This is a genomic window from Brevundimonas diminuta (assembly GCF_050310045.1).
Classification (GTDB): Bacteria; Pseudomonadota; Alphaproteobacteria; order Caulobacterales; family Caulobacteraceae; genus Brevundimonas; species Brevundimonas diminuta_F.
In genome coordinates this window covers 2,587,374-2,603,812 of sequence record NZ_CP190005.1, presented here as the reverse complement: position 1 = coordinate 2,603,812, position 16,439 = coordinate 2,587,374, and the positions used below count along the sequence as shown (strand labels likewise).

Genomic DNA, 16,439 nt, shown 5'->3' with positions numbered 1-16,439 from the left:
TCCCCTCGTGGGAGAAGGCAGCCTGCGCAGCGAGACGGATGAGGGGGCTGTGTCCACAGGCGAGACGGGGGAGGGCGAAGCCAGCACACCCCTCATCCGAGCGCCTCCGGCGCCCACCTTCTCCCTCAAGGGGAGAAGGAAGAGATCGTTGGTCATCCCGCGCTCCTCAGATCGGCGGCTCTGGCGTGGGCTTCCAGCCCCTCCAGCCGGGCCAGTGCGGCGGCGACAGGGGCCAGGGCGGCGGCGCCCTGTTCGCTGACAGTCTGCACCGACATGGTCGTCATGAAGCTGGCGGTGGTCACGCCGCCCAGCGTCCGCGCGGCTCCGTCGGTCGGCAGGACATGGCTCGGCCCGGCGGCGTAGTCGCCCAGCGTTTCCGCCGCCCAGCGTCCGACGAAAACCGCGCCCGCCGCGCTGATGCGCTCGACCAGCCGCTCGGCCTCTTCCGTCTGGATCGACAGGTGCTCTGGGCCATAGAGGTTTGCGACCTCACACGCTTCGGACATGTCGCGCACGCGAATGGCACGGGTCTCGGCCAGCGACGCACGGGCGATGGCGGCGCGCGGCAGGCTTTCGACCTGACGCTCGACCTCGGCGATGATCTCGCTCAGGGCCGTGCCGCTGTCCGACACAAGGATGACCTGCGCATCGGCGTCATGTTCGGCCTGGCTCAGCAGGTCCGCCGCGACGATCTCGAAATCGGCGTCGCGGTCGGCGATGACCAGCAGTTCCGACGGTCCCGCAGGCAGGTCGCAGGCCGGGCCGCCGGGCAGGGACGAGGCGTAGCGCTTGGCCTCGGCCACATAGGCGTTGCCGGGGCCGAACAGCTTGTCGACGGGGGCGATGACGCCGTCTTCCAGTTCGACGCCGAAGGTCAGGGCGGCGATGGCCTGCGCCCCGCCCAGCAGCCAAAGTTCATCGAGCCCCGCCTCGGCGGCGGCGGCGATCATGGCCGGGTGGACCGAGCCGTCCTTGGACGGCGGCGTCACGGCGACGCGCCGCCCGACCCTGGCCACGCCCGCCGGTATGGCCAGCATCAGCAGCGATGAAAACAGCGGCGCCGTTCCGCCCGGCGCATAAAGCCCGGCCGAGCCGATGGGCCGCCAGACCAGTTTCGACTTCACGCCCGGCGTCGTTTCGATGAAGGGCGTGTCCTCTGGTTTCGTCGCCTGATGAAAGACGCGCACATTGTCGGCGGCGACGCGCAGGGCGCGGGCGGCGGCGGGCGGCAGGTCGTTGCGCGCCTTGGCGGCGGCCGCCTCGGTGATCTCGATGCGGCGCGGCGCGGCGCCGTCCAGACGGGTCGCCCAGTCGCTCACGGCCTCGCCGCCGCGCGCCTGCACGTCGTCGAAGATCTCGCGCACCACGCTGGCGACGAAGCCCTCGGTGCGGCGCTGCGGGCGGGCCAGGGCGGCCTTGCGCCCGGCGGCGTCCAGCTGGTTCCAGTCGATACGCTTCATCACATCATCTTCTCGATGGGCAGGACCAGTATGGCCGAGGCCCCTTCGGCCTTCAGTTTCTCCAGCGTCTCCCAGAAGACTGCCTCCTGACAGACGGCGTGGACGGCCACGGCGTCGTCGCGTCCCGACAGGGGCATGACGGTCGGCGAGCCTGCGCCGGGCAACAGGGCGGTGATCCGGTCCAGCGCCGCGCGCGGCGCGTTCAGCATCACGTATTTGGCCCCCTGCGAGGACACCACGCCCGCCATCCGTTCGACGATGGAGTCCAGCAGGTGTTGAAGCCCGGCCTCGGGCGGCGTCGGCGCCTTGATCAGCACGGCCTGACTGTCCAGCACCGTCTCGCGCGCGCTCAGGCCGTTGGCCTCCAGCGTCGCCCCGGTCGAGACCAGATCACAGATGGCGGCGGCCAGCTTCAGCCGCGGGGCCACCTCGACCGCGCCGCGCATGGTGACGATGTCGGCGTCGACGCCCGCCTCATCCAGAAAGCGACGCAGGATTTTCGGATATGAGGTCGCGATCCGCAGCCCCTGCAACGACGACGGCCCGGCGTAATCCAGCCCCGGCGGCGTCGCGATCTTCAGCGTGCAGCGCCCGAAGCCCAGCGGCATGACGACCTCTGCGTTCGGCCCGCCGTTCTTCACCTCTTCCAGCACGTTCTCGCCGACGATGCCCAGATCGCAGACCCCGTCCGCCACAAAGGTCGGAATGTCGTCGTCACGCACCCGCAGCAGGTCGATCGGATAGTTCTCGATCCGATACAGCAGGTCGTTGTTGCCCTTGACCACGCGCAGGCCCGCATCGCGGACCAGATCGAGGCTGCGTTCGGCCAGCCGGCCGGATTTCTGGACGGCGATGCGCAGCCGCCCCTGAACCGTGCTCATGATGTCTACTCAGGCTTTCAGTCTGTCCAGCACCAGCCGATAGCCCTGGTGCGGCATGTCTTTCAGGGAGCGCGCGACGCGCACCACGGTGGTCGGGCTGGCCGGGGCCTCGGCGGCGATCTCGCGATACGTCCTGTCCCCGGCGTCCAGCATCCGCGCCACCTGCCACCGCTCGGCCATGGCGCGCAGCTCGGCCGGGGTGCACAGGTCGGCCAGAAATGCATCCGCCTCCTCCCGCGTTTTCAGCGAGAGCAGGGCGTCCAGCAGGGCGGTCTTGGCGGCGTCGGTGCTCATGGCGTGTTCCATTATGCTGTAACAATGGAACGGTCAACCCGCTTTCCGGGCTGTCGCGCAGAGAATGGATGCAAAGGCGGTGGCGCTTCGCATCCGGCGTCTCTATCTGCGCAGGCATGAGCAAGGTTCTGATCATCGGCGCGGGACACGCGGGGGGCTCGGCGGCGGTGCTGCTGAGGCAGTATGGGTTCGAGGGCGAGATCGTCCTGGCGGGGCAGGAGACGGCGCCGCCCTATCAGCGGCCGCCTCTGTCCAAGGCCTGGCTGAAGGGGGAGGCGGGTCTGGAAGACCTGCTGCTGCGCCCCGAAAGCTTCTACGCCGAGCAGAATATCGCCCTGCACACCGGCGTCACGGCGACCGCCATCGACGCGGGCGCCAGGACCGTGACCTTCGCCGATGGGACGGTCGAGGCTTACGACACGCTGATTCTCGCCACCGGCTCGACGGCGCGCAAGCTGGCCATCCCCGGCGCCGACCGTCCTGCCCTGCTGGAGTTGCGCACCCTCAGCGACGCCGAGCGGTTGAAGGCGGTTCTCGCTCCCGGCAAGCGGCTGGCGGTGGTCGGCGGCGGCTATGTGGGTCTGGAGGCGGCGGCCTCGGCCCGCGCGCTGGGCGCCGAGGCGGTGGTGATCGAGCGCATGGACCGGGTGCTGGCCCGCGTGGCGTCGCAGCCTCTGTCGGCCTTCTTCACCGACCTGCACAAAAAGCACGGCGTCGAGATCCTGACCGGCGTCGAGGTCGCGGGGTTCGAGGGCGCAGGCGTGCGTCTGGCGGACGGCGAACTGATCGCGGCGGACGCGGTGCTGGTCGGTGTCGGCGCCTTCGCCTGCGAGGCTTTAGCGCGCACGGCGGGGCTAGCCTGCGAGAACGGCGTGGTGGTCGATGAGACGGCCCGCACCCGCGATCCGAACATTTACGCCATCGGCGATGTGACGCGGCGTCCCATCCCTGTCCACGGCGGCGTCATGCACCGGCTGGAGAGCGTGCCCAACGCCCTCGAACAGGCCAAGCAGGCGGCCTCGGCCATCGTCGGCCGCGCGGCCCCGGCGCCGGAAGTGCCGTGGTTCTGGTCCGACCAGTATGATGTCAAGCTGCAGATCGCGGGCGTGCCGTTTGACGCCGACCGTCAGCTGGTGCGCGGCGATCCGGCGGGCGGCGCCTTCTCCGTCTTCCACCTCAGTGGCGAGAAAATCGTCTCGGTCGAGGCGGTCAACGCACCGGCCGACTTCATGGGCGGGCGCCTGTTGATCGGCAAGGCGACGCCGGTGGACGATGCCCTGCTGGCCGACCCCGCCGTGTCGATCAAGGCGGTGGCCAAGGCCTGAAGTTCTCAGCCTGCGTCGTCCAGCATGGCGACGAAGGCGGGCGTCATCTGTTCGGTCAGGCCGTCCGGCGTGCGCGCGACGAAGCAGGCGGCCACGCCCATGGCCTCGGCGAACTCCGGCCCTTCAAGCGGACCCAGCACCGTCAGGGCGGTGGCCAGGGCGTCGGCGCGCATGGCCGAGGCGTCGAACACCGTGACCTGCGCCAGACCGTTGTCGACCGGCCGCCCGGTCGTCCCGTCCAGCGTATGCGGATAGAGCCGCCCCTCATGGCTGAAGGCCCGGCGCCAGTCGCCTGATGTCGCCACAGCCAGATCGAACAGGGCGGCGACAGTACGCGGTGCGGGCGAGCCGGGGACGGCCTCGATCTCGACCCACCACGGCTGGGCGTCCGGCTTGACGCCGCGCCCCTTCAGCTCGCCGCCGATCTCGACCAGATGCGAGGTCGCGCCTATGGCGTCCAGCCGGGCGGAAACCCGGTCGACCGCATGGCCCTTGGCGATGCCGGAAAAGTCCAGCTTCATGTCTCCGATCTGGATCGCCGCGCGCGCCTCGCGGTTCAGCCGCAGCCTGTTCCAGCCGGACACCGCCAGCGCCGCCTCGACCTCTGCGTCCGAGGGCAGGGGCAGCAGCACCGGGCGCGGCCCCGGCGGCCCGAAGCCCCACAGGTCGACCAGGGCGCCCAGCGTCGGATCGACCGCGCCGTTGACTTCATCCGCCAGATCCAGTGCGGCGGTCAGCAGGCTCCAGAAATCCTCCGACAGCGCCACCGGCCCGGCGGGGGCGGCGTTGAAGCGGCTGATCTCGCTGTCGGCCTGCCACGGGCTGAAGGCGGCGATGACGCGGGCCAGTTCCTCTTCGACGGCGCTCTGGAAGTCGTCCTGAGTAAAGCCCGATGCGACGACCGGCGGCGGGACCAGGCGCACCGACCAGCCCGTGCCCATCGTCTCGCCCGACAGCGACCAGATCAGGTCGCTGGGCGGCCGTTCGGGCGCGCCGGTCATGGGCGGGATCAGGACGCGGTCGTCGCGTCGGCTGTCGTCCGGCCCTCCGATCAGGATCGGCGAGGGGGCGGAGGCGGATCGTTTCATGGGCGGCGCAACGGTCTGGCTGAGAAAGGCGAGCGCCCCTTATGACCGGGATCGATCAGCGCGTCACGGCGACGCGCACGGCGCCCAGTTCGGACGCCCCTGATCCGGCCGCCGTATTGGCCGCCCCCCAGCGGAAGGGCACCCGCACGGTCTCGCGCCCGCCCATCTCGCGCGCCGCCTCGACCACCAGCGTATATTGCCCGGCAGGCAGTGTGCGCAGACGCGCGCCGGGCACGTTCACCGCATGGCGCCCCGGCGCCTTGGTCGGGCCGGAGACGCCGTCGGCGGGCAGGCTCATCGCCCGGCCGCCCTTGCGCCACCAGGCGCGCAGGTCCTTCAGCCAGTCGGTGCCGTCGCCCTGACTGTTGCGGCTGCCGGGGTGATACCAGACGGCCAGCGTCTGCACCGCGCTCTGGTCCGGCTTCTCGATCCAGACGGCGACATAGGGCCGATGATAGGCCGAGGTGTTGATGCGCGGCAGTTCGATCGACACCGACAGATCGGCGCTCATCGCGGGCGCGGCGGCGGCCGCCGCCAAGCCCGCCGTAGTCAGGCCCGCGGTGGTCAGGATCAGGGGAAGCGGACGCATGAAGCGGCTCCTCAATGGACGAAGAACAGGGCCAGCACGACCGGGATCAGCACCCCCAGACCGACCAGCGGCCACGTCAGAGGGCGCCGCCAGCCGTGCAGCCACAACAGGCCCAGCCCCGTCAGGGTGAAGACGATGCAGGCCACGGCGAAGACGTCGATGAACCAGAACCAGACCGGGCCGGTGTTACGCCCCTTATGCAGGTCGTTCAGCCAGGCGATGCCACCGCGCGTGGTATTTTCATACAGGGCCTCGCCGGTCGTCCGGTCGATGGTCAGCCAGGCGTCGCCGCCCGGCATGGGCAGGGCGACATAGATTTCCTGCGCCGTCGTCTCGGTCGGCTTTCCGGCGATGCGGATGTTCAGGGCTTCGTCGGCCCAGCGCGCCACGGCGTCGGGCGCGGGGTCGATCGTCTCCTGTGGAAACGCCTCCAGACGCGCCAGCAGCGGGGCGGGCAGGACGGCGGTCTGTTCGCGCACCACCGGCTCGGCCGGAATCTGGGCGGCGTGGTTCAGGGTGACGCCCGTCGCGGCGAACAGCAGCAGGCCGACCATGCTGACCGCCGCCGAAATCCAGTGCCAGCTTTGCAGTTGTCTTAGCCAGAAGGCGCGCGCGGGCGGCCGTGGGGCCTTGGCCTTCGGTCGGGCGGATGATGCCGCGGAAGATCGGGCGGTGTCGCTCACGCCCCGGCCTCTGCATGAAGTGCGAGCGATTTGCAATAGCGCCGGCCCCTGCGGGCGGGGCTGCGCCTCAGAAGCGCGCCAGCAGTTCGGCGGCGAAGGTCGACAGGCTGTCGTCGCGCGCCCCCATCACCACGACCCGGTCGCCGGGTCGGGCGATCTCGACGATGCGGTCGCCGCAGTCGGCGCGCGTCTCCAGCGCCTGCGCCTGACGCCCGGCCGCGCGCACGCCCGCCGCGATGTCCTCGCTGCCGACGCTGCGGTCGGTGGTGCCGCCGTAATAGACCGGCTCGGGCATCAGCAGCACGTCGTCCGGCCGCATAAGACCGGCGAAGCCCTCGATGAACGCCTGCTTCATCAGCTTCAGCGGCCCGAAGCCGTGCGGCTGGAACAGGATCAGCAACCGCCCGTCAAAGGCGTGCAGGGTCTTCAGCGTGGCCGCGATCTTGTCCGGGTTGTGGGCGAAGTCGTCGATGACGGTGACGCCGCCCTGCGCGCCCACCACCTCCAGCCGCCGACGGATGCCGCTGAACGTCGCCAGCGCCGCGACCGCCTGATCCATATCGACGCCCAGAGCCCTGACCGCCCCCAGCGCCGCCAGCGCATTGGCGACATTGTGCGCGCCCGGCACGTTCAGCCTCGCCGCCCGTGCGGCCTCGCCGCGCACGCGCAGCTCAAATGTCATGCCCGTCGGCAGGGGCTGAAGATCATGCGCCGACAGGTCCGCCTCTTCCTCGCCCAGTGCGAAGGTGATGGCCTTGCCGGATGCCAGCGTTTGCGCCAGCGCCGCTGTCTCAAGGTTGTCGAGGTTCAGCACCGCCGTCGTGGCCCGGCCGACGAAGCCGCCGAACAGGTCGCGCAGCTCCTCCATCGACTTGTGGTCCAGCGAGATGTTGGAGACGACCGCCACCGTCGGATCATAGCGGGCGATGGAGCCGTCGCTCTCGTCCACCTCGGCGACAAACAGATCCGGTCCGCCGATCAGGGCGCTGGCGAACGGCTGTGCGGCGCTGGCGAAGTTCTTCATCACCGCCCCGTTGACCACGGTCGGCGCGCGGCCCGCCTGATCCAGGATCCACGCCACCATGCCGGTGATGGTGGACTTGCCGCTGGTGCCCGCCACGCCGACCGAGGTCGGGGCCGCGTTGAACAGTTCGCTGAGCAGTTGGGGCCGGGTCTTGATGACGGCGCCGACGCGCCTGGCCGCGCCGATGTCGGGCACCGTATCCTCGACCGCGCCGGTGGCGACGACCACCTGATCGGCGCTGACCACGCCCGATCCGTCCTGTGGATGCAGGATGACGCCGTGGGCGCGCAGCCAGTCGAACTTGTCGGGCGTGCGGCCCTGATCCAGCGCCCGGTCAGAACCGGCGATGCGGTTCCCCTGCGCCTGAACGATCATGGCCAGCGGCATCATGCCGGAGCCGCCGACGCCGCAGAAGAAATAGTCTTTGTTCATCGGCTTGATTTCAATGCGGGAAAGCGGGGAATGTCCGGCCTGACTAGCACGCGAGACGCTCAAGGCCACCCCGTCCATGCAGACCAGACCCTTCCGAATCGGCGTCGTCAACGCCAGCTCCCGTCTTGATCCGGCGCGGGGCGAGGCGATCCGGGCGTGGGCGGCGGCGAACTGGCCGGACGGGTCGGTCGAACTGGTCCTGCACCCGGCCCTGCATGAGGTCCACGGCCATTTCGGCGGTGACGACGCCACCCGCGCCCGCGCCTTTGTCGAGACGGCCAACGACCCCGACATCGACGCCGTCTGGTTCGCGCGCGGCGGCTACGGCGCCTGTCGCATCGCCGAGGCGGTGGTCCCCGAGCTGACCGCTCACGCCTACGCCAAGCGCTACCTCGGCTATTCCGACGCAGGCAGCCTGCTGGCGGCCCTGTATCGCGCGGGCTTTCCCCATGTGGCGCACGGGCCGATGGCCTCGGACGGATCGCGCAACGACGCCACGGGCCTGCGCGCCGTGAACTGGCTGCGGAGCGGCGACCCGGCCTCGCTGGAGCCGTCCTTGCTGAGCGACCCGCGCCCGGCGGCGGCCTTCAACCTGACCATCCTCAACGAACTGGTCGGCACGGCGATCGAGCCGGATCTGTCGGGCCACGTTCTGATGCTGGAAGAGGTGTCCGAGGCCCTCTATCGCGTCGACCGGATGATGTTCCACCTGACGGGGCAGGCCTCGATCCGCCGTGTCGCGGGCATCCGTCTGGGCCGGGTGTCGGACGTCACCGTCAACGACCCCGACTTCGGCATGACGGGCGAAGAGATCGCGCGCCACTGGTGCGTGCGCTCCGGCATTCCCTATCTGGGATCAGCGGACATCGGCCACGACCCGGCCAATAAGATCGTGCCCTTCGGCCCGCGCGGCTGAGACTCTATCAGCCCTTCAGGATCAGCCCGTCCGGCCGCGCCTCAAAGGCCGACAGCCGCCCCAGATAGCTCATGCCCAGCAGGGCGGCGGGCATATCGCGATCAATGACCAGGGCCTCGACCGAGGTCATCTCCACCCCCGCCACGGACACGGAGGTCAGCAGCACCCGTGCGGCGGGTATCTGGCCCGAGGCGGTGTTCAGCGTCTGGTTGAAGTCGTGCGGTTTCAGCCGCACGCCCAGCCGTTCGGCGTCGGCGCGGCTCAGCGTCACCACGCTGGCGCCGGTGTCGACCAGCATCCGCATCGGCCGCCCCTCGACGGTCGCTTCGGCCCAGTAATGGCCGTCGGCCGCGCGCGTCACCGACGGCGCCTCCTTCAGGGCCACGGCGGCATAGGCCTGCGCCGGGCCTTCCCACCACATCAGGGCGCCGATGCAGGCCGACGCCGACGCCAGGGCGGCGGCGAAAACAACAAGAGAGCGCGGGTCAAAGCGGATCATGCAGCGGACTATGGCGCCCTGATCTTCCCATGCGGTGAAGCGACGTGGCGAACGAAAGGTTGACGAAGCCCGACCTTGGCAAGGCGGCCTTCACTCACCCAGAAGGCGCGGATCGATCCGCCCCTTGCGCCCCGGCAGGTCGGTCATGACGGCGGCGCGGGCCTCGTCGGTCATCCGGCTCCAGGTCGCGATTTCCTGAAGCGTGCGGAAACAGCCCAGGCACAGGCCCGATGCGCCGTCGACGGTGCAGACCATGACGCAGGGACTGGCGACAGGTCTGGGCGGGCGAGGGGCGGGGGTTTCGGTCATGGTTTGTGATGGTATCGCTACATTGAGTCCGGGAACGGACTATAATTCTTGACTTTTTCCACAGGGCGACTATCTTCATCCTCGACGCGAAACGACTGACAGGGTGAGAGTCCCAAAAAGCACGACGTGTCTTCTTTCATCGTTCAGCGAAAGGAGACGCCAAAAATGAACGAAAACAAAGAGCGCAATCTCCAGCACGCCATGATGTCCTTCGCCCTTTTCGGCGGGATGCTGGTGAACACGAAACAGATGAACGGCGCCGGCGACCGCGTGGTCAGCCACCCGTCCAACTTCGTGCCCATAACGATCAAACGGCCGCGCGCGTAGTCGCGAGACTGGATGATCCAGCCAGAAGCCCCGGTCAAAACGACCGGGGTTTTTCAATTCCGCCCTTGCCATCTCGCCGCGCCCTGGCCGACACCCGAGTCTCCATTGGTGAAGAGGAAGCGCGACATGGGTCTGATCGTAGAAGAGCGCAAAGGCGCGGTCATGGTCTGGACCCTGGATCGGCCCGACCGTCTGAACGCCCTGCCGGATCTGGAGGACGGCGAGGCCTTCGCCGCCGCCTGCGCCGCGGTCAACGCCGACCCTTCGATCCGCTGCGTGGTGATGACGGGTGCCGGGCGCGCCTTCTCGGCGGGCGGGGACCTGAAGGCGATGAAGGACCGCCGCGACCTGTTCGAGGGCTCCGGCGCCGCCATCCGCGAACGCTATCGCCGCGTCGTCCATCGCATTGTGCGCGCCCTCTATGGGCTGGAGGTTCCGCTGGTGACGGCGGTCAACGGTCCGGCCATGGGGCTGGGCTGCGACATCGCCGGACTGGGCGACATCCGCATCGCCTCGGATCGCGCCAGCTTCGGCGTGCCCTTCATGAAGCTGGGCATCATTCCCGGCGACGGCGGCTCATGGCTGCTGCCGCGCAACATCGGCTACAACCGCGCCGCCGAACTGCTGTTCACGGCCCGCATCATCGACGCCGCCACGGCCGACCAGTGGGGTCTGGTCAACCGCGTCGTGCCGCATGAGACGCTGATGGACGAGGCGATGCAGACGGCGGACCAGATCGCCGCCCAGCCGCCGCAGGCCCTGCGTATGGCCAAGACCCTGCTGCGTCAGGGCCGCGACATGAACTTCGACCAGATGCTGGAACTGTCCGCCGCCATGCAGGCCCTGGCCCACCTGACCGACGACCACATCGAAGGCGTGACGGCGGTGCTGGAAAAGCGGCCGGGGGAATTTTCGGGACGCTAGGTTTCACAGCCCGCTCACCCCGGCGTCCGCCGGGATGAGCGGAAAAGCATGCGCATAAAAAAAGGGGCCCCTCGCGAGGCCCCTTTTCCATTCTCATCCCGATCCGCCTACGCCCGCGCAGGCGTCTTCATGGCGCGCGAGGCGGGGACGCCGGTGGTGGCGCTTTCACGCTTGGCGCCCGCCGTTTCGCCCGGCTTCATGAACTTGACCAGCACGCGCTGGCCGATCAGCAGGGGGGCGTCGTCGACGGCGACCACCACCTCGACCACGCGCTCGTCGGTGCGTTGCGACGGGTCGTCAGAGGCCAGCTTGCGGGCGCCGAAGACGGCGGCGCGGCGTAGCACCTTGCCGATATAGATCTTGGACGGATCGCCTTCGGGGGTGATCTCCACGGCCTGATCGACGGTGATGTTGGGGATGTCGGCCTCGACGATTTCGGCGCGGGCGATGCGCGGGGCGTCCGGCTCCAGATCGAACATATTCGATACGTTCAGGGTCGAGGCGCCTGCGCCGGGATTGGCGTAGCGGCGCACGATGCGACCGTCGGACGGGGCGCGGATGACCGTCAGCTCGACATTATAGGCGGCCTCGTCGCGACGCGCGCGGGCGCTCTGCACCGCTGACTGCTGCGAGCCGAGGCGGGCCTGGGCCTGGGCGATGGCGTCGCGGGCCTGATCCATGCGCTGGGCGGCGACGAAGTTGGTGGCGACCAGTTTGGCCAGGCGGTCATGCTCGCGCTGGGCCGTGGCGATGTCGACGTTGATCAGGCGCAGCTGGCTCTCGGCCTCGGCCAGATTGGCGGCGGCGGTCTGCAGGGCCAGACGCGGTTCGTCGTCTTCCTGACGGGCCAGAATCTGACCGGCGGTGACGCGGTCGCCTTCCTGCACCAGAACCTCGCGCACCACCCCGCCGCGACGGGCCGCGATCTGGATGATGCCGCCCTCGATGTCGATCTTGCCGTTGGCGATGGCGGCATAGGGGCTTTCGACCTTGTTGGCGGCGGCCTGCGCCAGTTCAGCCTTCTTGGCCGCGCCGGCGCTCTGGAACATGAAGAAGCCGACGATCAGCACGATCAGCAGCATCAGGCCGATCCAGAGCCATTTGTTTTTCAGGAATGCGGGCATGAGAGTCCTCAAAAAGGATCGGTGTCAGTGCGAGGCCAGGATGGCGTCGGGGTCAGGGATGCGGCGCTGGTCGTCGATGATGACGCCGTCTTCGATGTGGATGACCCGGTCGGCCCAGGCCTCGAGGCGCGGGTCGTGGGTCACGCAGATGACGGCGGCGCCGTATTCGGTGGCGGCCCGGCGCAGCAGGCGGATGACGACCTGCCCGTTTTCGCCGTCCAGCGCCGAGGTCGGCTCGTCCGCGAACAGGATCTGCGGGTCCTTGGCCAGGGCGCGGGCGATGGCGACCCGCTGTTTCTCGCCGCCGGACAGGGCCGCCGGGCGCTGGTGCAGGCGATGGCCGAGGCCGACCTCCTCCAGCGCCAGCGTCGCGCGCTTTCTGGCCTGTTCGGGCGTCAGACCCTGAAACTTCAGCACCGTCGTCACCTGTTGCAGAGCGCTGAGGGCCGGGAACAGGTTGAAGCCCTGGAAAATGAAGCCGCAGTGATCCAGCCGGAACCTGTCGATCCGGCCGGGCGACAGCTTCCACAGGTCATCGACGTCCAGCGCGTCGACCCGGCCCTCTTCGGGCTTCAGCAGGCCGGACAGGGCGGCGATCAGCGTCGACTTGCCCGAACCGGACGGCCCCATGACCATGGTCAGGTCGCCGTGGCGCGCGTCGAAATCCACGCCCTTCAGCACCTCGACGAAGTTCTTGCCGGACTTGAACCGCTTGATCAGCCCCCTGGCCTCGATGGCGAACTCGCCATGTTTGCCGTGAACCTTGGTGTGTCCAGAAGCCATGGTGTTCATCGCAGCAGGTCCGCAGGCTGGCTCTTCTTCAGGATGCCCATCGACAGGAAGCCGGACACCATGGCGATGGCGATCAGCCCGCCGCCGACGACCAGCAGCAACAGCGGGGGCAGGGCGATGATGACCGCCTTCGACAGGGCGAACAGCGACAGCAGCCACGTCAGGCCGATGGCGGCGGCCACCCCGACCACCCCGACCCAGAAGCTCAGTTCCATGACGATGCGGCGCAGCGATCCCATGCCGACGCCGAGCGCGCGCAGCGAGGCGAACTCCTTGATGTTGGCCATGATGGCCCCGCGCAGGGTCTGCCAGGTGATGGCCACGCCGATGATGACGCCCAGCACCACGCAGCCGCCGATGATGATGACCAGAATGCCTTCCTCGAACATGGCGCCGGCGTTGGCGTCGGCCAGTTCCTGACGGGTCCAGGCCTTCCACTGGCCGTTGCCCATGGCGTTCAGCTGGGCGGTGACGATTTCGACCCGGGCGGGATCCTTGATCTTGATCATCAGCGGGCCGACGCGCGGCCCGGTGTCGGCCTGACCCAGCATCCGCAGGGTGTCGCGCGACATGACCACGCCGGGCTGCATCATGTTGGGATAGCCGCGGGTGACGCCGACGACGGTGACGGTCTGGCCGTTATAGAGAGCCTTGTCGCCCAGCTTGACGCCCAGCGGCGTCAACGCCGTCTCATCGACCGCGACGGTGAAGGGCTGGCGCAGGGCGTCGACCAGTTCGCGCGAATAGTCGGTGGGAATGGTGACCGAGCCGGGCGTGGTGTCGATGATGCTGGACTGCACATATTTCAGACGCGGGGCGCCCTGTTTGGCGTTGTCGGCCTGACTGCGGGTGGGGTCGACTTCCTTGATCGACTGGAAGCTGCCCCCGGCGCCGTCCAGCGGCTGGACCTCGACCACCTCGGGGTGGTTGTAGGCCAGCGGAATGAAGCGGCGCGGCACGCCGGACGGCCCGCTGATCAGGCTCTTGGCCCCCGGTTGCAGGATCATGATGTCGGCGCTCGAACGCTCGATCTGGGCGGTGAAACCCTTGCCGATGCCGATGAAGACGCCGGTCATGGCCAGCACCAGCAACCCCGAAAGGGCCAGCGCCATGACGGCGGCCATATAGCGGCGCCACTCGAAGAGCAGCGTGGACAGCGCGAGCGACATGACGCGTTCATATTCCCCTGACTTGCAGGGCTATCTGACTGCGCCCCGGCCCGTGGCCAAGTTAAATCGGGGTAAGGCTTGGGCGGCGCGCCCGCCCGCTGAACACGTCCGGGGGTTGTGGCCCCTGTGCTTCCGGCGTTAGTGACCTGTCCAAAGAAAGACGAAGCAGGAGGCTTCGTCGCCGGAGAAAATCATGCTGCCTCGCCATTTTCCGTCCAATAAATTTTCCCGCGCGTTTTCTGAGCGCGTCTCCATGGCCGCTTCGATGGCGGCGATCGGCATGGTTGCAGCGCTCGCCAGCGCCCCGGCCTCCAGCGCCCGCGCCGATGAAGGCATGTGGACCTTCGACAGTTTCCCCATCCAGACGGTGAACCAGAAATACGGCACGCGCATCGACCAGCCGTGGCTGGATCGCGTCCGCAACGCAGCGGTGCGCCTGCAGGGCTGTTCGGCCTCCTTCGTGTCGGGCGAGGGTCTGATCCTGACCAACCACCACTGCGTCATCTCCTGCGTGCAGGACCTGTCGAGCGCTCAGAACGACTACGTCAAGAACGGCTGGATGCCCGCCACGCGCGAGGAAGAGAAGACCTGCCCCGGCCAGACGGCCGAAGTCCTGACCGACATCACCGACGTGACCGAGCGCGTACTGGGCGCCGGCTCCGGTCTTGAAGGCGCGGCCTTCGTCGCCGCCCGCTCGGCCGAGATCGACGCCATCCAGAAGGAAGCCTGCGGCGACGACCGCAAGCTGACCTGCCAGGTCATCAGCTTCTATCGCGGCGGCAAATACGCCCTGTACAAGTTCCGCAAATACGAAGACGTGCGTCTGGCCTTCGCGCCGGAGTTCCAGGCGGCCTTCTTCGGCGGCGACCCGGACAACTTCAACTTCCCGCGCTACGCCCTCGATGCCGCCTTCCTGCGCGCCTATGAGGACGGCAAGCCGGTCGCCTCGCCCAACCACCTGAAGTGGAACCCCAACGCCCCGACCGACGGCGAGCCCACCTTCGTGGCCGGCAACCCCGGCTCGACCTCGCGCCTGCTGACGATGAGCCAGCTGGAGCGGCTGCGCGACCAGCAGATCCCCATCACCCTGATCCAGGGCGCCGAACTGCGCGGCCGTCTGGTCGAATATTCGACCCTGGGCGAAGAAGAGAAGCGCGTCGCCCTCGATCCGATCTTCGGTCTGGAGAACAGCTTCAAGGTCTACTACGGCCAGCAGGGCGCCCTGACCGATCCGGCCTTCATGGCCAAGAAGCGCCAGGAAGAGGCCGAACTGCGCCAGCGCGTCGCCGCCGACCCGGCCGTGGCCGAGCGCATCGGCGACCCGTGGGCCGATCTGGAAAAGGTGCAGGCGACGGCCCGCGACCTTTATCTGCCCTATCGCCAGCTTGAGGCGAATGCGGGCGGCGGCTCGACCCTGTATTCCTACGCCCGCGCCATCGTCCGCGCGTCGAAGGAGCGCGCCAAGCCCGTCGCCGAACGCCGCGCCGGATACGCCGACAGCGACATCGCCGCCCTGGGCCGCCGTCTGGCCTCCGAGGCCCCGATTCCGGTCGGCGTCGAGGAGATCCAGCTGTCGCACTGGATGCTGAAGACCCGCGAATATCTGACGGTCGACAGCGCCGATGTGAAGGCCATGCTGGGTGCTGAAAGCCCCGAGACCATCGCCGCCCGTCTGGTGCAGAGCCGCCTGATCGATCCGGCCTTCCGCGCCCAGGCCCTGGCCATGACGCCGGAACAGCTGGCCGCCTCGGGCGACCCGATGATCGCCTTCGTCCTGGCCAATGACGACGCCGCTCAGGCCATCCGCACCCAGTGGGACGCCGGGGTCAACGCCCCGACTGCCCGCGCCGCCGAAAAGGTCGCCCAGGCCCGCTTCGCCATCTATGGCGAGAACCAGTATCCGGACGCCACCTTCTCGCTTCGCCTGTCCTATGGTCAGGTGAAGGGCTGGACCTATCGCGGCGTGACCGTGCCGTCCTTCACCCACATGGGCGGCCTGTGGGACCGCGCCACCGGCGCCGAGCCGTTCAACGCCGCCGACCGCTTCGTGGCGGCGAAGGAACGGATCAACAAGAACGTCGTCTATGACTTCGTCTCGACCAACGACATCATCGGCGGCAACTCCGGCTCGCCGGTGATCAACGCCAAGGGTGAAGTGATCGGCGCCGCCTTCGACGGTAACATCCACTCGCTGGGCGGCTCGTTCGGCTATGATGGAGAGCTGAACCGCACGGTGTCGGTCTCGACCGCCGCCGTCACCGAGGCCCTGCGCAACGTCTACAACCAGCCGCGCCTGCTGCGCGAACTGGGCGTGACGCGGTAAGGTCTGCGCGCGGCGTCCACGCCAGACGCCGCGCCTCTCCCTCCCCTTCATGGGGAGGGTGGTCGCGCAGCGACCGGGTGGGGTGGGCCAGGCGATCCTGAACTCCATTTCCGGCTTATGCCCTGTGCCCGAACAGTCGCGCTGCCCCCACCCGGTTTCGCCCTGTCGGGCTCAACCACCCTCCCCATGAAGGGGAGGGAGAAAAGATACGCCCCCGTCTGACGCATCGGCCTGCTAGCTTTCTGCCCGCCGATTTCAGACTATTCAGACGAATTGGACT

Annotated in this window: 17 protein-coding genes; 5 read left to right on the top strand and 12 right to left on the bottom strand. The window is 68.6% G+C overall.

Annotated elements, in window-relative coordinates; all coding sequences use genetic code 11:
- Positions 1 to 152: 152 nt before the first annotated feature.
- The 3 genes from hisD to ACORJG_RS12540 are packed head-to-tail and all read right to left on the bottom strand — an operon-like array spanning position 153 to position 2,647.
- The gene (gene hisD / locus ACORJG_RS12550) at positions 153 to 1,460 is read right to left on the bottom strand and encodes a histidinol dehydrogenase (protein WP_427789476.1); all 1,308 of its coding nucleotides are present in this window, start codon (positions 1,458 to 1,460) and stop codon (positions 153 to 155) included.
- The gene (gene hisG / locus ACORJG_RS12545) at positions 1,460 to 2,341 is read right to left on the bottom strand and encodes an ATP phosphoribosyltransferase (RefSeq protein WP_312218636.1); all 882 of its coding nucleotides are present in this window, start codon (positions 2,339 to 2,341) and stop codon (positions 1,460 to 1,462) included. The genes hisD and hisG overlap by 1 nt, the downstream gene beginning before the upstream one ends.
- 9 nt (positions 2,342 to 2,350) lie before the next feature.
- Positions 2,351 to 2,647, bottom strand: a complete 297-nt coding sequence (locus ACORJG_RS12540) for a YerC/YecD family TrpR-related protein (protein ID WP_427300254.1) — start codon at positions 2,645 to 2,647, stop codon at positions 2,351 to 2,353.
- Between the two features lie 104 nt (positions 2,648 to 2,751).
- Between ACORJG_RS12540 and ACORJG_RS12535 the strand changes: the two genes are divergently transcribed.
- Positions 2,752 to 3,960, top strand: a complete 1,209-nt coding sequence (locus ACORJG_RS12535; protein ID WP_427789473.1) for an NAD(P)/FAD-dependent oxidoreductase — start codon at positions 2,752 to 2,754, stop codon at positions 3,958 to 3,960.
- Between the two features lie 5 nt (positions 3,961 to 3,965).
- Here the strand turns inward: ACORJG_RS12535 and ACORJG_RS12530 are convergent, their stop codons facing one another.
- From ACORJG_RS12530 to ACORJG_RS12515, 4 genes are all read right to left on the bottom strand, one after another.
- Positions 3,966 to 5,048 (bottom strand): FAD:protein FMN transferase, encoded by a 1,083-nt coding sequence (locus tag ACORJG_RS12530; protein WP_427789471.1) that lies wholly within the window; start codon positions 5,046 to 5,048, stop codon positions 3,966 to 3,968.
- Positions 5,049 to 5,103: 55 nt separating this feature from the next.
- Positions 5,104 to 5,637, bottom strand: coding sequence for a DUF2271 domain-containing protein (locus tag ACORJG_RS12525; protein WP_427789469.1), 534 nt, complete (start codon positions 5,635 to 5,637; stop codon positions 5,104 to 5,106).
- Positions 5,638 to 5,648: 11 nt separating this feature from the next.
- Positions 5,649 to 6,191, bottom strand: a complete 543-nt coding sequence (locus ACORJG_RS12520) for a PepSY-associated TM helix domain-containing protein (protein WP_427793049.1) — start codon at positions 6,189 to 6,191, stop codon at positions 5,649 to 5,651.
- 196 nt (positions 6,192 to 6,387) lie between these two features.
- A complete protein-coding gene (locus ACORJG_RS12515; RefSeq protein WP_427789467.1) occupies positions 6,388 to 7,776 on the bottom strand; it encodes a UDP-N-acetylmuramate--L-alanine ligase in 1,389 nt (462 codons plus the stop codon).
- A 76-nt stretch (positions 7,777 to 7,852) separates the two neighbouring features.
- Here ACORJG_RS12515 and ACORJG_RS12510 point away from each other — a divergent pair, with 76 nt between their 5' ends.
- On the top strand, positions 7,853 to 8,692 hold the full coding sequence (locus ACORJG_RS12510) for an LD-carboxypeptidase (RefSeq protein WP_427789465.1): 840 nt from the start codon (positions 7,853 to 7,855) through the stop codon (positions 8,690 to 8,692).
- A gap of 7 nt (positions 8,693 to 8,699) precedes the next feature.
- Here ACORJG_RS12510 and ACORJG_RS12505 read toward each other — a convergent pair whose 3' ends face one another.
- Both ACORJG_RS12505 and ACORJG_RS12500 read right to left on the bottom strand, forming a co-directional pair.
- Positions 8,700 to 9,191 carry a retropepsin-like aspartic protease family protein gene (locus ACORJG_RS12505; RefSeq protein WP_427789463.1) on the bottom strand — a complete coding sequence of 164 codons (492 nt, stop codon included), beginning with the start codon at positions 9,189 to 9,191 and terminating at the stop codon, positions 8,700 to 8,702.
- Between the two features lie 90 nt (positions 9,192 to 9,281).
- Positions 9,282 to 9,500: a DUF1289 domain-containing protein gene (locus ACORJG_RS12500; protein WP_427789461.1), complete on the bottom strand. Its 219-nt coding sequence runs from the start codon at positions 9,498 to 9,500 to the stop codon at positions 9,282 to 9,284.
- Positions 9,501 to 9,665: 165 nt separating this feature from the next.
- Between ACORJG_RS12500 and ACORJG_RS12495 the strand changes: the two genes are divergently transcribed.
- Positions 9,666 to 9,827: a hypothetical protein gene (locus ACORJG_RS12495; protein WP_167309526.1), complete on the top strand. Its 162-nt coding sequence runs from the start codon at positions 9,666 to 9,668 to the stop codon at positions 9,825 to 9,827.
- A 126-nt stretch (positions 9,828 to 9,953) separates the two neighbouring features.
- Positions 9,954 to 10,751: a crotonase/enoyl-CoA hydratase family protein gene (locus ACORJG_RS12490; RefSeq protein WP_427789458.1), complete on the top strand. Its 798-nt coding sequence runs from the start codon at positions 9,954 to 9,956 to the stop codon at positions 10,749 to 10,751.
- A gap of 107 nt (positions 10,752 to 10,858) precedes the next feature.
- Here the strand turns inward: ACORJG_RS12490 and ACORJG_RS12485 are convergent, their stop codons facing one another.
- From ACORJG_RS12485 to ACORJG_RS12475, 3 genes are read right to left on the bottom strand one after another with little or no spacing between them, the layout of a single operon-like run.
- Complete coding sequence (locus ACORJG_RS12485; protein WP_427789456.1) at positions 10,859 to 11,875, bottom strand: HlyD family secretion protein; 1,017 nt, start codon at positions 11,873 to 11,875, stop codon at positions 10,859 to 10,861.
- A 24-nt stretch (positions 11,876 to 11,899) separates the two neighbouring features.
- Positions 11,900 to 12,658: an ABC transporter ATP-binding protein gene (locus ACORJG_RS12480; protein ID WP_427789455.1), complete on the bottom strand. Its 759-nt coding sequence runs from the start codon at positions 12,656 to 12,658 to the stop codon at positions 11,900 to 11,902.
- A 5-nt stretch (positions 12,659 to 12,663) separates the two neighbouring features.
- Positions 12,664 to 13,836: an ABC transporter permease gene (locus tag ACORJG_RS12475; RefSeq protein WP_427789452.1), complete on the bottom strand. Its 1,173-nt coding sequence runs from the start codon at positions 13,834 to 13,836 to the stop codon at positions 12,664 to 12,666.
- Between the two features lie 253 nt (positions 13,837 to 14,089).
- Here ACORJG_RS12475 and ACORJG_RS12470 point away from each other — a divergent pair, with 253 nt between their 5' ends.
- Positions 14,090 to 16,159: a S46 family peptidase gene (locus tag ACORJG_RS12470; RefSeq protein WP_427789450.1), complete on the top strand. Its 2,070-nt coding sequence runs from the start codon at positions 14,090 to 14,092 to the stop codon at positions 16,157 to 16,159.
- Positions 16,160 to 16,439 lie beyond the last annotated feature (280 nt).

What these genes read in the sequence shown, in the direction of transcription:
- hisD (WP_427789476.1), bottom strand. Translation starts at nt 1,460, where the DNA reads ATGAAGCGTATCGACTGGAACCAGCTGGACGCCGCCGGGCGCAAGGCC.
- hisG (WP_312218636.1), bottom strand. Translation starts at nt 2,341, where the DNA reads ATGAGCACGGTTCAGGGGCGGCTGCGCATCGCCGTCCAGAAATCCGGC.
- ACORJG_RS12540 (WP_427300254.1), bottom strand. Translation starts at nt 2,647, where the DNA reads ATGGAACACGCCATGAGCACCGACGCCGCCAAGACCGCCCTGCTGGAC.
- ACORJG_RS12535 (WP_427789473.1), top strand. Translation starts at nt 2,752, where the DNA reads ATGAGCAAGGTTCTGATCATCGGCGCGGGACACGCGGGGGGCTCGGCG.
- ACORJG_RS12530 (WP_427789471.1), bottom strand. Translation starts at nt 5,048, where the DNA reads ATGAAACGATCCGCCTCCGCCCCCTCGCCGATCCTGATCGGAGGGCCG.
- ACORJG_RS12525 (WP_427789469.1), bottom strand. Translation starts at nt 5,637, where the DNA reads ATGCGTCCGCTTCCCCTGATCCTGACCACCGCGGGCCTGACTACGGCG.
- ACORJG_RS12520 (WP_427793049.1), bottom strand. Translation starts at nt 6,191, where the DNA reads ATGGTCGGCCTGCTGCTGTTCGCCGCGACGGGCGTCACCCTGAACCAC.
- ACORJG_RS12515 (WP_427789467.1), bottom strand. Translation starts at nt 7,776, where the DNA reads ATGAACAAAGACTATTTCTTCTGCGGCGTCGGCGGCTCCGGCATGATG.
- ACORJG_RS12510 (WP_427789465.1), top strand. Translation starts at nt 7,853, where the DNA reads ATGCAGACCAGACCCTTCCGAATCGGCGTCGTCAACGCCAGCTCCCGT.
- ACORJG_RS12505 (WP_427789463.1), bottom strand. Translation starts at nt 9,191, where the DNA reads ATGATCCGCTTTGACCCGCGCTCTCTTGTTGTTTTCGCCGCCGCCCTG.
- ACORJG_RS12500 (WP_427789461.1), bottom strand. Translation starts at nt 9,500, where the DNA reads ATGACCGAAACCCCCGCCCCTCGCCCGCCCAGACCTGTCGCCAGTCCC.
- ACORJG_RS12495 (WP_167309526.1), top strand. Translation starts at nt 9,666, where the DNA reads ATGAACGAAAACAAAGAGCGCAATCTCCAGCACGCCATGATGTCCTTC.
- ACORJG_RS12490 (WP_427789458.1), top strand. Translation starts at nt 9,954, where the DNA reads ATGGGTCTGATCGTAGAAGAGCGCAAAGGCGCGGTCATGGTCTGGACC.
- ACORJG_RS12485 (WP_427789456.1), bottom strand. Translation starts at nt 11,875, where the DNA reads ATGCCCGCATTCCTGAAAAACAAATGGCTCTGGATCGGCCTGATGCTG.
- ACORJG_RS12480 (WP_427789455.1), bottom strand. Translation starts at nt 12,658, where the DNA reads ATGGCTTCTGGACACACCAAGGTTCACGGCAAACATGGCGAGTTCGCC.
- ACORJG_RS12475 (WP_427789452.1), bottom strand. Translation starts at nt 13,836, where the DNA reads ATGTCGCTCGCGCTGTCCACGCTGCTCTTCGAGTGGCGCCGCTATATG.
- ACORJG_RS12470 (WP_427789450.1), top strand. Translation starts at nt 14,090, where the DNA reads ATGGCCGCTTCGATGGCGGCGATCGGCATGGTTGCAGCGCTCGCCAGC.